The sequence below is a fragment of the Streptomyces sp. NPDC007872 genome (assembly GCF_042868165.1).
Taxonomy (GTDB): Bacteria; Actinomycetota; Actinomycetes; order Streptomycetales; family Streptomycetaceae; genus Streptomyces.
This window is the reverse complement of record NZ_JBIAEA010000005.1, coordinates 219,030-232,124: the sequence shown is the minus strand read 5'-3', so window position 1 is coordinate 232,124 and position 13,095 is coordinate 219,030. Positions and strand designations below refer to the sequence as shown.

The window sequence follows — 13,095 nt, the reverse complement described above, 5'->3', positions numbered from 1 at the left end:
ACTCACACACGAAGAGGGCCCCGGGCAGTGCCCGGGGCCCTCCTCGTCAGCCGTGCGGCGTGATCCGCCGTCAGCCGTCAGCCGTCAGCCGTCAAGCGTGCGGCGTGATCAGCGCTCGACCTCGCCCTTGATGAACTTCTCGACGTTGGCGAGGGCCTCGTCGTCGAAGTACTGCACCGGCGGGGACTTCATGAAGTACGAGGAAGCCGAGAGGATGGGGCCACCGATGCCCCGGTCCTTGGCGATCTTCGCGGCGCGCAGGGCGTCGATGATGACACCGGCCGAGTTCGGGGAGTCCCACACCTCGAGCTTGTACTCCAGGTTCAGCGGGACGTCACCGAAGGCGCGGCCCTCGAGGCGCACGTACGCCCACTTGCGGTCGTCCAGCCAGGCCACGTAGTCCGACGGGCCGATGTGGACGTTCTTCTCGCCCAGCTCGCGGTCGGGGATCTGCGAGGTGACGGCCTGCGTCTTGGAGATCTTCTTGGACTCCAGGCGCTCGCGCTCCAGCATGTTCTTGAAGTCCATGTTGCCGCCCACGTTGAGCTGCATGGTGCGCTCGAGACGGACACCGCGGTCCTCGAACAGCTTCGCCATCACGCGGTGCGTGATGGTCGCGCCGACCTGCGACTTGATGTCGTCGCCGACGATCGGGACGCCCGCCTCGGTGAACTTGTCCGCCCACTCCTTGGTGCCGGCGATGAAGACCGGGAGGGCGTTGACGAAGGCGACCTTGGCGTCGATGGCGGCCTGCGCGTAGAACTTCGCGGCCTCCTCGGAGCCCACCGGCAGGTAGCAGACGAGGACGTCGACCTGGCGGTCCTTGAGGATCTGGACGACGTCGACCGGCTCCTCGGCGGACTCCTCGATGGTCTGGCGGTAGTACTTGCCGAGACCGTCGAGGGTGTGGCCGCGCTGGACCGTGACGCCCGCGTTCGGGACGTCGCAGATCTTGATGGTGTTGTTCTCGCTGGCGCCGATGGCGTCGGAGAGGTCGAGGCCGACCTTCTTCGCGTCGACGTCGAAGGCGGCGACGAACTCGACGTCACCGACGTGGTAGTCGCCGAACTGGACGTGCATCAGGCCGGGCACCTTGGTCGCCGGGTCGGCGTCCTTGTAGTACTCGACGCCCTGGACCAGCGAGGCGGCGCAGTTGCCCACGCCGACGATGGCTACGCGAACCGAACCCATTCCGGTTGCTCCCTGTGTGATCGTGTGAAGCCCTGCTGTGTGCGGGGTCTCACGTGGTGGTGTCGTCGGACGGATCCGGCCGGGTACTGCCCCCGTGCCGGGGCAGGCCGCCCGTTTCTCCAGAATCGTTGTCGTGCAGAGCGGCGGTTCCGGGGCCGGATCGCCGATCCCGCCCCGCCCGCTCGCTCTCGATGAGCTCGTTCAGCCAGCGCACTTCGCGCTCCACGGACTCCATGCCGTGGCGCTGCAGCTCAAGCGTGTAGTCGTCGAGGCGCTCGCGCGTCCGGGCCAGGGAGGCGCGCATCTTCTCCAGGCGCTCCTCCAGCCGGCTGCGGCGGCCTTCGAGGACGCGCATCCGCACCTCGCGCTCGGTCTGCCCGAAGAAGGCGAAGCGGGCGGCGAAGTGCTCGTCCTCCCAGGAGTCCGGCCCCGTGTGGGAGAGGAGCTCCTCGAAGTGCTCCTTACCTTCCGGGGTCAGCCGGTAGACGATCTTGGTCCGGCGCCCCGCGAGCGACGCGGCGAGGGTGTCCTCGGGAGCGCTGCCCGGTTCCTCGATCAACCAGCCGTTTGCGACCAGCGTCTTGAGGCAGGGGTACAGCGTTCCGTAGCTGAAGGCGCGGAAGACGCCCAGCGAGGTGTTGAGCCGCTTCCGCAGCTCGTATCCGTGCATCGGCGCCTCGCGCAGCAGGCCGAGGACGGCGAATTCGAGGATGCCGGAGCGTCTGCTCATCCGTCGCCTCCTCCGCTTCCGGTGCCCTTATGCCGTGCTGATGTATCGGCTCGATACATCAGCACGATAGAACGGCCGCTCTGTGGCGACAAGTGGACCCGTCGTGACCGGCGTCACATCCTCGATTCACGGCAGTCGACTTGCCTGATTTGGGGTGAAGTCCGGCTCCAGGTGGTTTTTGGCCGTGCGTAGTCTGTGCGGATGCAGACCACCGGGAACCGAGCGACGCCGTGGGGCGTCAGTGCTGCGGGTGACCGGCTGCGGTACGGGGGGACCTCCGATGGGTCCCGGCCGTGCGCATTTCGGGGGGACCGGAACTCAACTGCCGCTTCCAGGCGTACTCGCCTGCCCGAGGAGTAGTCGTTCGATGAGCGAGCATCGTCGCAAAGCGCCGCAGCAGCAGCCACCGACGGGTGGACGCGCGGCGGCACGGCGCGCTGCCCAGCAGCCGGTGGGCCGCAGGTCGGCCCCGGTCCAGGACGTCGGTACGGGGGCCCCTTCGGCCTCCTACGGTCCTCCTTCTTCTCACGGCGGGGAGGAGCGTCCCTACGGAGGACGCGCGGAGGCCCGCCGTGCCGCCCAGCGCGGCAGCCGCCGCAAGGGAGCCGGCTCCGGTCCCGGCGGGTCCGGCGGCGGCCGGCGCGGTGGCGGCGGTGGCGGGGGGCGCGGACCCGGGGGCGGTCCCGAGGGGCGCGGTCCCGGCAAGAAGCGGTTCATCGACTACCCGCGCCACAACAAGCGCGGCTGGCGCCGCTGGGTGCCCTCGTGGCGGCTCGTGACGGGCACGTTCCTGTTCTTCGTGGCGAGCTTGTTGGGCGTGTCCGCCTACGCGTACTCGCAGGTGGAGATCCCCAAGGAAGCCGACACCGCGAGGTCGCAGAACAACATCTACTACTGGGCCGACGGCACCCGCATGGTCGCGACGGGCGACGGCGCCAACCGCCAGATCGTCCAGCTCCCGAAGATCTCGAAGCACATCCAGAACGCGGTGATCTCCGCGGAGAACAAGACCTTCCGCGACGACTCCGGCATCGACCCGATGGGCATCGCGCGCGCCGTGTGGAACATGGCCAAGGGCGGCCAGACCCAGGGCGGTTCGACGATCACCCAGCAGTACGTGAAGAACAACCTCCTCGACGACCAGTCGCAGACCCTCACCCGCAAGGCGAAGGAATTCTTCATCGCCATGAAGGTCGGCAACGAGGTCGACAAGGACAAGGTCATGGCCGGCTACCTGAACACCGCGTACTACGGACGCGGTGCCTACGGCATCCAGGCGGCCTCCCGGGCCTACTTCAACACGGACGCCGACGACCTCAACCCCAGCCAGGCGGCTCTGCTCGCCTCGGTGCTGAAGGGCGCGACGTACTACGACCCGGCCGGCTACCCCGAGATCGACCCCAACGCCACCGCCGAGAAGAACACCGAGCGGGCCACCAAGCGGTGGAAGTGGATTCTCGACGAGATGCAGAAGGACGGACATATCTCGGCCGAGGAGCGGGCCAAGTACACGACCTTCCCCAAGATCCAGAAGCCCGGCCAGAGCGCCAACCTGACCGGTCAGATCGGTTACCTCGTCAGGACCGCCAAGGCGAACATCAAGACCCAGTTCGACCTCGGCGAGGCGGAGCTGGAGCGCGGCGGCTACCAGATCTACACGACCTTCGACAAGAAGAAGGTGACCGCGCTCGAGAAGTCGGTCCAGAAGGTCATCAAGGAGAACATCAAGCCCAAGGAGCGCCCCAGGACGGACACGAACGTCCAGTTCGGTGGCGCCTCCGTCGACACGGGCACGGGGGCGATCGTCGCCCTCTACGGAGGTGTCGACTCCACCAAGCACTTCACCAACAACGCCGACGCCACCGGCGCCATGGTCGGATCGACGTTCAAGCCCTTCGTGCTCGCCGCCGCGATGAGGGACGGTGTGCGGGACAAGGAACTGGGTGCCGATCAGGACGCCTCCACCCGCACGATCGTCGACCCGGACAAGAGCCGTTACTCCGGCAAGAACGGGCTGGTGATCCGCAAGTACGACGGCGAGATCTGGCACAACGAAGAGGGCAAGGAGTGGCGTCAGACCAATGACGGCCAGGAGGACTACGGCAGCATCTCGCTGCGCCGGGCCATGATCAAGTCCGCCAACTCGCCCTACGTGCAGCTCGGCATGGACGTCGGCATCGACAGGGTCCGCGACGCCGCCGTGAAGTCCGGCCTGCTGGAGAGTTCGCTCGTGAAGGGCGAGGTCCCCTCGTTCTCCCTCGGCATCTCCAGCCCGAGCGCCATCCGCATGGCCGGCGCCTATTCGACCTTCGCCAACCAGGGCAAGCAGAACGACCCCTACTCCGTGCAGAAGGTGGTCAAGGACGGCGTGACCGTCCACGAGCACAAGGCGAAGCCCGAGCAGGCCTTCAGCGCGGCCATCGCCAACAACGTCACCGACGTCCTCCGGGACGTCGTGGACGACCCCGAGGGCACCGGTAGGAAGGCCCGTCTCCCCGGGCGCGCCGTGGCCGGCAAGACCGGTACGACCGACGAGAACCGGTCCGCGTGGTTCGTGGGCTACACCGCGCAGTTGTCGACGGCGATCGACATGTACCGCTACGACGACGACGACACCAAGAAGGACCGCAAGTTCGAGAAGATGTACGGCACCGGTGGCCGTGACACGATCCACGGTTCGTCGTTCCCCTCGGAGATCTGGCAGGACTACATGTCCGAGGCCGTCAAGAACGACCCGAAGGTGAAGTTCCCCAAGCCGGAGAAGCTGGAGGGCGCCGAGCCCGTCTTCGGCGGCGGCGCGTCGAGCCCGACGCCGACGCCGACGGTGACCGAGTCGAAGACGCCCTCGCCGACGCCGACCGAGTCCGTCACCCCGTCGACGACTCCCCCGACCACCCCGCCGACGACTCCTCCCACGCCGACCAAGTCGCCGACGTCGGACAAGCCGACCTGTGACATCTGGGACTGGGACTGCAACCACCCGGGCGACCCGGGCGGCAACACCGGGGAGCCCACGGGCACGCCGACGAACACCGACGAGCCGGATCCGACCGACACGCCGACGGACGACGGCGGCGGCAGGCCGGGCGGGAACGGGAACAGGCCCGGCGACGGGTCCCGGGTCCCCTGACCCCCGCCGGGGACACTCCTTCGAGGCCGTCGCGGCCGTTCCGTACCTCTCGTACGGAGCCGGCCGCGGCGGCCCTCGCCGTTTTCCCGGGGACGTACGGCAGGATGTCCCCCATGCCGAGCCTCCAGAAGACGAGCGCGCCCCGGGAGCGCTCGCAGACGGTCATCCCCACCCACCGGGACGAGGTGGCCGCCGCGGGCAGCGAGCTGATCGGCGGCCCCTACGGCCGCCGGGCGCTGCCCGGCACCGGAAAGCCGTCCCCGGTACGGGTGATCGCCCTCGTGGCCATCGGCATGTTCGCCCTGGGCATGGTGCAGAAGCTGCCCTGCTACAACTGGGCCTGGTTCCGGGGGACGACCTCCCAGTACACGCACGCCTGCTACTCGGACATCCCGCACCTGTTCTCCGGACGGGGCTTCGCGGACGGCCTGGTCCCCTACTTCGACCGGCTGACCGGCGACATACCGTTCCTGGAGTACCCCGTCCTGACCGGGCTCTTCATGGAGGTCGCGTCCTGGCTGACGCCGGGCGGCGGCGACCTGGCGGAGCGCGAGCAGGCGTACTGGCTGGCCAACGCCGGTCTGCTGATGGTCTGCGCGGCCGTCCTGGCGGTCTGCGTGGCCAGGACGCACCGCTGGCGCCCCTGGGACGGCCTCCTGGTCGCCCTGGCGCCCTCGGTGGCGCTCACGGCCACGATCAACTGGGACCTGCTGGCCGTCGCGCTGACCGCCGCCGCCGTCCTGATGTGGGCGCGGAGCCGCCCGGTGGCCTTCGGGATCCTGCTGGGCCTGGCCACGGCCGCCAAGCTCTACCCGGTCCTGCTCCTCCTCCCGCTGCTGCTGCTCTGCTGCCGCGCCGGGAAGTGGCGGGAGTACGGGGCCGCGGTGCTCGGCTTCGCGGGGTCCTGGCTGGTCGTGAACCTGCCGGTGATGCTGCTCGCGCCGGAGGGGTGGAAGCAGTTCTACCTCTTCAGCCGGCAGCGGAACGTCGACTTCGGTTCGGTCTGGCTGCTCGTCGGCCAGCGCACGGGCGCCTCGATCCCGCCGGACCGGGCCAACCTGTACGCGCTGTTGCTGATGGGCATGGCCGTGATCGGCCTCGCCTACCTGGCGTTCACGGCCCCCCGCAGGCCCCGCTTCGTCCAGTTGGCCTTCCTGGTCGTCGCCGCGTTCGTCCTCGTCAACAAGGTCTACTCGCCGCAGTACGTGCTGTGGCTGGTCCCGCTGGCGGTCCTCGCCCGGCCGCGCTGGCGCGACTTCCTGATCTGGCAGGCGTGCGAGGTCATGTACTTCCTGGGCATCTGGATGTACCTGGCGTTCACCACCAGCGGCAACAAGCAGGGCCTGCCGGTGGAGGGCTACCAGTTCGCGATCGTCCTGCACCTGCTCGGCACCCTGTACCTGTGCGCGCTGGTCGTGCGCGACGTCCTGGCGCCGGGGAAGGATCCGGTGCGGCAGGACGGTTCGGACGACCCCTCGGGGGGCGTCCTGGACGGTGCGGAGGACGTCTTCGTGGCGGGCGGTGCGGCGCGCCCGGCCCGGCACGCCGCTTACGGTTCCGGTTCCGGTTCCGGGGAGCGGGAACTCAGGGGCTGAACGGTCACGGCCGGCCCGGGGCCCGGGGGCGTGGCGCCCCGGACCCGGACCGGACGGTCAGCGCTCGACGATCCGGTCGAACTGCGTCGTGGTGTGGCGCAGGTGCGCCACGAGCTCGTCGCCGACCCGGGGCTCCTGGGCGTCGGCGGGCACGAACAGGATCGACACCTGCATGTGCGGCGGCTCGGCGAACCAGCGCTGCTTGCCCGCCCACACGAACGGCGACAGGTTCCGGTTGACGGTGGCGAGGCCGGCCCGCGCCACGCCCTTGGCGCGCGGCATGACGCCGTGCATCGCCTTGGGGGCCTCCAGGCCCACGCCGTGCGAGGTGCCGCCGGCGACGACGACCAGCCAGCCGTCCGACGCGGCCTTCTGCTGGCGGTAGCCGAACCGGTCGCCCTTGGAGACCCGGGTCACGTCGAGGACCGCGCCCCGGTACTCCGTGGCCTCGTGGTCGCCCAGCCAGAGCCGGGTGCCGATGCGGGCGCGGAAACGTGTCTGCGGGAACTGCTGCTGGAGCCGGGCCTGCTCCTCGGCCCGCAGGTGGCTCACGAACATGGTGTGCAGCGGCAGCCGGGCGTTGCGCAGCCGGTCCATCCAGGAGATGACCTCCTCGACGGCGTCGGTGCCGTCCGGGCGGTCCAGCGGGAGGTGGAGGGCGAAGCCCTCCAGGCGCACGTCCTCGATGGCGGCGTGGAGCTGGTGGAGCTCCTCCTCGCGCACGCCGTGCCGCTTCATCGAGCTCATGCACTCGATCACGACGCGGGCGCCCACCAGGGCGTGGACACCGTCCACGGAGGAGACGGAGCGCACCACCCGGTCGGGCAGCGGCACCGGCTCCTCGCCCCGGCGGAAGGGGGTGAGGACCAGCAGGTCGCCGCTGAACCAGTCCTTGATCCTCGCGGCCTCGTACGTGGTGCCCACGGCGAGCATGTCGGCGCCGAACCGGGCCGCCTCGTCCGCGAGCCGCTCGTGGCCGAAGCCGTAGCCGTTGCCCTTGCAGACGGGGATCAGGCCGGGGAACTGGTCGATGACCGTCTTCTGGTGCGCCCGCCAGCGAGCGGTGTCGACGTACAGGGAGAGCGCCATGGCCGGCCCGGAACCTTTCTGATGGCTGCGGTGTGTCGGGAGTGACAGGTGTCTGCGGGTGACAGGTGTCTACGAGGGTACGGAACCGCGCGCGGCACGTCCTGGGGCGGTGCCGCGCGCGGACCGGTCAGCGTCGGGACATGTACATGTCGAGCGCCTTGTGGAGCAGCTTGTTGAGCGGGAAGTCCCACTCGCCGACGTACTCGACGGCCTCGCCGCCCGTGCCGACCTTGAACTGAATGAGGCCGAAGAGGTGGTCGGTCTCGTCGAGGGAGTCCGAGATGCCCCGCAGGTCGTAGACGGTCGCGCCCATCGCGTAGGCGTCGCGCAGCATCCGCCACTGCATCGCGTTCGAGGGCCGGACCTCGCGCCCGATGTTGTCGGAGGCGCCGTAGGAGTACCAGACGTGCCCGCCGACGACGAGCATGGTCGCGGCGGAGAGGTTCACCCCGTTGTGGCGGGCGAAGTACAGCCGCATGCGGTTGGGGTCCTCGCTGTTGAGGACGGTCCACATGCGCTGGAAGTACGAGAGCGGGCGCGGCCGGAAGTGGTCGCGGACGGCCGTGATCTCGTACAGCCGCTGCCACTCGGCCAGGTCCTCGTAGCCGCCCTGGACGACCTCGACGCCGGCCTTCTCGGCCTTCTTGATGTTGCGGCGCCACAACTGGTTGAAGCCCTTGAGGACGTCGTCGAGCGAGCGGTTCGCGAGCGGGACCTGGAAGACGTAGCGGGGCTGCACGTCGCCGAAGCCGGCGCCGCCGTCCTCGCCCTGCTGCCAGCCCATCTTCCGCAGCCGGTCCGCGACCTCGAAGGCGCGCGGCTCGATGTGGCTGGCCTCGACGTCCTTGAGGCGCTTGACGTCCGGGTTCTGGATGCCGGACTTGATGGCGGCCGAGTCCCAGCGGCGGATGACGACCGGCGGGCCCATCTTCACCGAGAAGGCGCCTTGCTGCTTGAGGTGCGCCAGCATCGGCTGCAGCCAGTCGTCGAGGTTGGGCGCGTACCAGTTGATGACCGGGCCCTCGGGCAGGTAGGCCAGGTAGCGCTTGATCTTCGGGAGCTGGCGGTAGAGCACCAGACCGGCGCCGACGAGCTCGCCGTTCTTGTCGAACCAGCCGAGGTTCTCCGAGCGCCACTCGGTCTTCACATCGGCCCACGCCGGAACCTGGCAGTGGCTCGCCGAGGGCTGGCTCTGGATGAAACCCAGATGCTGCTCACGGCTGATGGTCCTCAGGGTCAGGCTCATGCGGGGCGCTCCTCGGCAGGTGTGTCCCCATCGGTCAGGGGCTCCGGCTCTCGCGCCGAAGCCTACTGTGACCGGGGAGCGCCCCGTATGTCTGTACGGGCCCTGACGTGCCGCGCACCCCGCCCGACCGGCCCCGAGACCGGGTGGCGGCCTCAGGGCCGATCGGGGGGTGCGGGGTCCGGTCGGCCGTCCCGGGGGGCCCGGGTCAGTTGATGACGCCGGTGAAGAGGCCGCCGTGGGCCATGCCGAGGTAGAAGCCGATCGCCGAGGCGCCGAGTCCGATGATCAGGAGGAAGCGCTCGCGGGTCGTCGCGGAGATGAACTGCCCGTATCCGCCGGTCAGGATGCCGACCAGGCCCGCCCAGGAGCTGAGCAGGTGGAGGCTGTGGAACTGGGCGCTGATGAAGGCGAGGGCACCGAGGACCAGCGTCACGCCGACCAGGGCGTCCTGGAGCGGGTGCGGCTTGCCGTCGGTGGCGAAGAGGGAGTGGCCGGGGTCGCGTCGCATTGCCTGGGCCATGGGGCACCTCCTGGCGTGCTTGCCGGAAGGCGGCGCATCGTAGCGCCGCCCACATCCGTTGTGTACAGATTGCGTCCCTTCACCAGGGAATTTCAACCGGAAGCGCATGTGCGGGTACGCTGTACGGTCTGCACCGGTGTCTGCCCAGGTCCCTCCCGGGATCCCGGCGGTGCCCCTCGTCCGACGCGTTCGGCGAGGGGGACTGTCAGTGGTGGCGGATACCGTTGTTCACGCATCACGACCCTCCTGCCACGGAACGACCGTGGCCGCTGAGTCCAAAGGAGGTGGGTTCCACATGCGTCACTACGAGGTGATGGTCATCCTCGACCCCGATCTCGAGGAGCGCGCTGTCTCCCCGCTGATCGAGAACTTCCTCTCCGTCGTCCGTGAGGGCAACGGAAAGGTCGAGAAGGTCGACACCTGGGGCCGTCGTCGTCTCGCCTACGAGATCAAGAAGAAGCCCGAGGGCATCTACTCGGTCATCGACCTGCAGGCCGAGCCTGCGGTCGTCAAGGAGCTCGACCGACAGCTCAACCTGAACGAGTCGGTCCTCCGGACCAAGGTCCTCCGTCCCGAGACCCACTGAGCTTCTAGCTCAGAGGTCATCGGGTCCGAGTAGCAACACAGCAGCCAGAAGCAATCCCGCCGAGAGGTTCCCCCATGGCAGGCGAGACCGTCATCACGGTCGTCGGCAATCTTGTCGACGACCCCGAGCTGCGCTTCACCCCGTCCGGTGCGGCGGTCGCGAAGTTCCGTATCGCGTCCACCCCCCGCACCTTCGACCGTCAGACCAACGAGTGGAAGGACGGCGAGAGCCTCTTCCTCACCTGCTCGGTCTGGCGTCAGGCGGCGGAGAACGTCGCCGAGTCGCTCCAGCGAGGCATGCGCGTCGTCGTGCAGGGCCGGCTGAAGCAGCGGTCCTACGAGGACCGTGAGGGCGTCAAGCGCACGGTCTACGAGCTGGACGTCGAGGAAGTCGGCCCCAGCCTCAAGAACGCCACGGCCAAGGTCACCAAGACCACCGGTCGCGGCGGCCAGGGCGGGTACGGCGGCGGTGGCGGCGGCCAGCAGGCCGGTGGCGGCGGTGGCGGCTGGGGTGGAAACTCCGGCGGTGGCCAGCAGGGTGGCGGCGGTGCTTCCGCCGAAGACCCGTGGGCGACCGGTGCTCCCTCCGGCGGCGGCCAGCAGGCCGGTGGCGGCGGTGGCGGCTGGGGTGGGAACTCCGGCGGCGGCTACTCGGACGAGCCCCCCTTCTAGGGATCCCCTCGGGGCACGCCCTCGAAGCGGCTCGTACCCCACACTTCTTGATCACACAGGAGAAACACCATGGCGAAGCCGCCTGTGCGCAAGCCTAAGAAGAAGGTCTGCGCGTTCTGCAAGGACAAGACCGCGTACGTGGACTACAAGGACACGAACATGCTGCGGAAGTTCATTTCCGACCGCGGCAAGATCCGTGCCCGCCGCGTGACCGGCAACTGCACGCAGCACCAGCGTGACGTCGCCACGGCCGTCAAGAACAGCCGTGAGATGGCGCTGCTGCCCTACACGTCCACCGCGCGATAAGGAAAGGGTGACCGACTAATGAAGATCATCCTGACCCACGAGGTTTCCGGCCTCGGTGCCGCTGGCGACGTCGTCGACGTCAAGGACGGCTACGCTCGCAACTACCTGGTCCCGCGCGGTTTCGCGATCCGCTGGACCAAGGGTGGCGAGAAGGACGTGGCGCAGATCCGCCGCGCCCGCAAGATCCACGAGATCGCGACCATCGAGCAGGCCAACGAGATCAAGGCCCAGCTCGAGGGCACGAAGGTGCGCCTGGCCGTTCGCTCCGGCGACGCCGGCCGTCTCTTCGGCTCCGTGACCCCGGCCGACATCGCCTCGGCGATCAAGACCGCGGGTGGCCCGGACGTCGACAAGCGTCGCGTCGAGCTCGGTTCGCCGATCAAGACCCTGGGCTCGCACCAGGTGTCCGTGCGTCTGCACCCCGAGGTCGCCGCGAAGCTCGGCGTCGAGGTCGTCGCCGCGTAACGCTGCCTCCGGCAGTCTGCGCTCAGCAGTGAGGAAGGGCCGCACCCCTCGGGGTGCGGCCCTTCCGGCATATGTGACGGCTTCCTCCGTTTCACGTGAAACGAGGAATGGGAAGCGGGGAGCGGGAAGCGCGGGGGGTCAGCGGGTGGCGCCCGTGACGATCCAGCGGCCCGAGCGCGCACGGAGCCAGAGCGTCAGCATCCGGACCGTCATCATCAGCGCCATCGCCCACCACACGGCGGTGAGACCGCCGCCGAAGGCCGGGATCAGCAGGGCGACCGGGGCGAAGACGGCGAGGGTCAGCAGCATGGCCCCGGCCAGGTAGGGGCCGTCCCCCGCGCCCATGAGGACGCCGTCGAGGACGAAGACCACTCCGGCGATCGGCTGGGAGACCGCGACCACGAGCAGGGCCGGGAACAGGGTGTCCCGGACCACGGTGTCACCGGTGAAGAGCGGGACGAACAGGGGGCGGGCGAGGACCAGGAGCACGCCGAGCACCACTCCGGAGACCACGCCCCACTGGACCATCCGACGGCAGACCTGTTGGGCGCCCCGGGGGTCGTCCGCGCCGAGGTAGCGGCCGATGATGGCCTGGCCCGCGATGGCGATCGCGTCGAGGGCGAAGGCCATCAGGCTCCACAGGGACAGGATGATCTGGTGGGCGGCGACCTCCGCGTCCCCCAACCGGGCCGCGACGGCCGTGGCGATCATCAGGACCGCCCGCAGCGAGAGCGTACGGACGAGGAGCGGGACGCCGGCCCGGGCGGAGGCCCGGATGCCGGCCGCGTCGGGGCGCAGGGAGGCGCCGTGGTGGCGGGCGCCCCGTACGACCACGGTGAGGTACGCGGCGGCCATCCCGCACTGGGCGACGACCGTGCCCCAGGCGGAACCCGCGACGCCGAGTCCGGCCCCGTAGACCAGACCGAGGTTGAGCGCCCCGTTGGCCGCGAAGCCGCCGATCGCCACGTAGAGCGGCGTACGGGTGTCCTGGAGGCCGCGCAGGACGCCGGTGGCGGCCAGGACCACCAGCATGGCGGGGATGCCGAGGCTGGAGATCCGGAGATAGGTGACGGCGTGGGGAGCGGCGGTGTCGGAGGCTCCGAAGACGTCGACGAGCCAGGGCGCGGCGGGCAGGGTCAGGGCGACGACGGCGGCACCGAGGAGGAGCGCGAGCCAGATGCCGTCCATGCCCTGCCGGATGGCGGCCGGGAGGTCGCCCGCGCCCACGCGCCGGGCGACGGCCGCCGTGGTGGCGTAGGCGAGGAAGACGAAGACGCTGACGGCGGTGGAGAGCAGGGCCGCGGCGATCGCGAGGCCCGCGAGCTGGGGGGTGCCGAGGTGGCCGACGATGGCGCTGTCGACCATGAGGAAGAGCGGCTCGGCGACGAGGGCGCCGAAGGCCGGCAGGGCGAGGGAGACGATCTCGCGGTCGTGCTGACGACGGGCAACCTTGGAGGTCGGGGGAGCCTGACTCATGGGAGCAATCTAATCTTCCACAGGTAAGAGATACAAGCCATTGGGGACCCTTACCTGTGGAGGAGGGAGGGCTCCGGATGTGGGCCGTTT

The 13,095-nt window shown here is 69.5% G+C and carries 12 protein-coding genes; 6 read left to right on the top strand and 6 right to left on the bottom strand.

All coding sequences use genetic code 11. The annotated features are described in order from the left end of the window. Positions 1-108: 108 nt before the first annotated feature. A complete protein-coding gene (locus tag ACFYNX_RS19655) occupies positions 109-1,191 on the bottom strand; it encodes an inositol-3-phosphate synthase (RefSeq protein WP_125659772.1) in 1,083 nt (360 codons plus the stop codon). A 49-nt stretch (positions 1,192-1,240) separates the two neighbouring features. After that, complete coding sequence (locus tag ACFYNX_RS19650; protein WP_125659770.1) at positions 1,241-1,921, bottom strand: PadR family transcriptional regulator; 681 nt, start codon at positions 1,919-1,921, stop codon at positions 1,241-1,243. A gap of 367 nt (positions 1,922-2,288) precedes the next feature. Here ACFYNX_RS19650 and ACFYNX_RS19645 point away from each other — a divergent pair, with 367 nt between their 5' ends. Continuing rightward, entirely contained in the window at positions 2,289-5,051 is a 2,763-nt protein-coding gene (locus ACFYNX_RS19645; protein WP_388662839.1) for a transglycosylase domain-containing protein, read from the top strand. 113 nt (positions 5,052-5,164) lie between these two features. Further along, complete coding sequence (locus ACFYNX_RS19640) at positions 5,165-6,646, top strand: glycosyltransferase family 87 protein (protein WP_388662837.1); 1,482 nt, start codon at positions 5,165-5,167, stop codon at positions 6,644-6,646. A 57-nt stretch (positions 6,647-6,703) separates the two neighbouring features. Here the strand turns inward: ACFYNX_RS19640 and ACFYNX_RS19635 are convergent, their stop codons facing one another. From ACFYNX_RS19635 to ACFYNX_RS19625, 3 genes are all read right to left on the bottom strand, one after another. Continuing rightward, complete coding sequence (locus tag ACFYNX_RS19635) at positions 6,704-7,735, bottom strand: alanine racemase (protein WP_125659759.1); 1,032 nt, start codon at positions 7,733-7,735, stop codon at positions 6,704-6,706. A gap of 127 nt (positions 7,736-7,862) precedes the next feature. Further along, positions 7,863-8,981 (bottom strand): peptidoglycan bridge formation glycyltransferase FemA/FemB family protein, encoded by a 1,119-nt coding sequence (locus ACFYNX_RS19630; RefSeq protein WP_125659756.1) that lies wholly within the window; start codon positions 8,979-8,981, stop codon positions 7,863-7,865. A 205-nt stretch (positions 8,982-9,186) separates the two neighbouring features. After that, positions 9,187-9,501 carry a hypothetical protein gene (locus tag ACFYNX_RS19625; RefSeq protein WP_388662834.1) on the bottom strand — a complete coding sequence of 105 codons (315 nt, stop codon included), beginning with the start codon at positions 9,499-9,501 and terminating at the stop codon, positions 9,187-9,189. Positions 9,502-9,796: 295 nt separating this feature from the next. Between ACFYNX_RS19625 and rpsF the strand changes: the two genes are divergently transcribed. From rpsF to rplI, 4 genes are all read left to right on the top strand, one after another. Further along, positions 9,797-10,087, top strand: a complete 291-nt coding sequence (gene rpsF / locus ACFYNX_RS19620) for a 30S ribosomal protein S6 (protein WP_015034882.1) — start codon at positions 9,797-9,799, stop codon at positions 10,085-10,087. 74 nt (positions 10,088-10,161) lie between these two features. Beyond that, positions 10,162-10,758: a single-stranded DNA-binding protein gene (locus ACFYNX_RS19615; RefSeq protein ID WP_388662832.1), complete on the top strand. Its 597-nt coding sequence runs from the start codon at positions 10,162-10,164 to the stop codon at positions 10,756-10,758. 69 nt (positions 10,759-10,827) lie between these two features. Beyond that, entirely contained in the window at positions 10,828-11,064 is a 237-nt protein-coding gene (rpsR, locus tag ACFYNX_RS19610) for a 30S ribosomal protein S18 (RefSeq protein WP_005315025.1), read from the top strand. 18 nt (positions 11,065-11,082) lie between these two features. Beyond that, positions 11,083-11,529 carry a 50S ribosomal protein L9 gene (rplI, locus tag ACFYNX_RS19605; RefSeq protein WP_053640001.1) on the top strand — a complete coding sequence of 149 codons (447 nt, stop codon included), beginning with the start codon at positions 11,083-11,085 and terminating at the stop codon, positions 11,527-11,529. A gap of 138 nt (positions 11,530-11,667) precedes the next feature. Here rplI and ACFYNX_RS19600 read toward each other — a convergent pair whose 3' ends face one another. Beyond that, positions 11,668-13,005 (bottom strand): MATE family efflux transporter, encoded by a 1,338-nt coding sequence (locus tag ACFYNX_RS19600; protein ID WP_388662830.1) that lies wholly within the window; start codon positions 13,003-13,005, stop codon positions 11,668-11,670. Positions 13,006-13,095: the final 90 nt, after the last annotated feature.

What these genes read in the sequence shown, in the direction of transcription:
- ACFYNX_RS19655 (WP_125659772.1), bottom strand. Translation starts at nt 1,191, where the DNA reads ATGGGTTCGGTTCGCGTAGCCATCGTCGGCGTGGGCAACTGCGCCGCC.
- ACFYNX_RS19650 (WP_125659770.1), bottom strand. Translation starts at nt 1,921, where the DNA reads ATGAGCAGACGCTCCGGCATCCTCGAATTCGCCGTCCTCGGCCTGCTG.
- ACFYNX_RS19645 (WP_388662839.1), top strand. Translation starts at nt 2,289, where the DNA reads ATGAGCGAGCATCGTCGCAAAGCGCCGCAGCAGCAGCCACCGACGGGT.
- ACFYNX_RS19640 (WP_388662837.1), top strand. Translation starts at nt 5,165, where the DNA reads ATGCCGAGCCTCCAGAAGACGAGCGCGCCCCGGGAGCGCTCGCAGACG.
- ACFYNX_RS19635 (WP_125659759.1), bottom strand. Translation starts at nt 7,735, where the DNA reads ATGGCGCTCTCCCTGTACGTCGACACCGCTCGCTGGCGGGCGCACCAG.
- ACFYNX_RS19630 (WP_125659756.1), bottom strand. Translation starts at nt 8,981, where the DNA reads ATGAGCCTGACCCTGAGGACCATCAGCCGTGAGCAGCATCTGGGTTTC.
- ACFYNX_RS19625 (WP_388662834.1), bottom strand. Translation starts at nt 9,501, where the DNA reads ATGGCCCAGGCAATGCGACGCGACCCCGGCCACTCCCTCTTCGCCACC.
- rpsF (WP_015034882.1), top strand. Translation starts at nt 9,797, where the DNA reads ATGCGTCACTACGAGGTGATGGTCATCCTCGACCCCGATCTCGAGGAG.
- ACFYNX_RS19615 (WP_388662832.1), top strand. Translation starts at nt 10,162, where the DNA reads ATGGCAGGCGAGACCGTCATCACGGTCGTCGGCAATCTTGTCGACGAC.
- rpsR (WP_005315025.1), top strand. Translation starts at nt 10,828, where the DNA reads ATGGCGAAGCCGCCTGTGCGCAAGCCTAAGAAGAAGGTCTGCGCGTTC.
- rplI (WP_053640001.1), top strand. Translation starts at nt 11,083, where the DNA reads ATGAAGATCATCCTGACCCACGAGGTTTCCGGCCTCGGTGCCGCTGGC.
- ACFYNX_RS19600 (WP_388662830.1), bottom strand. Translation starts at nt 13,005, where the DNA reads ATGAGTCAGGCTCCCCCGACCTCCAAGGTTGCCCGTCGTCAGCACGAC.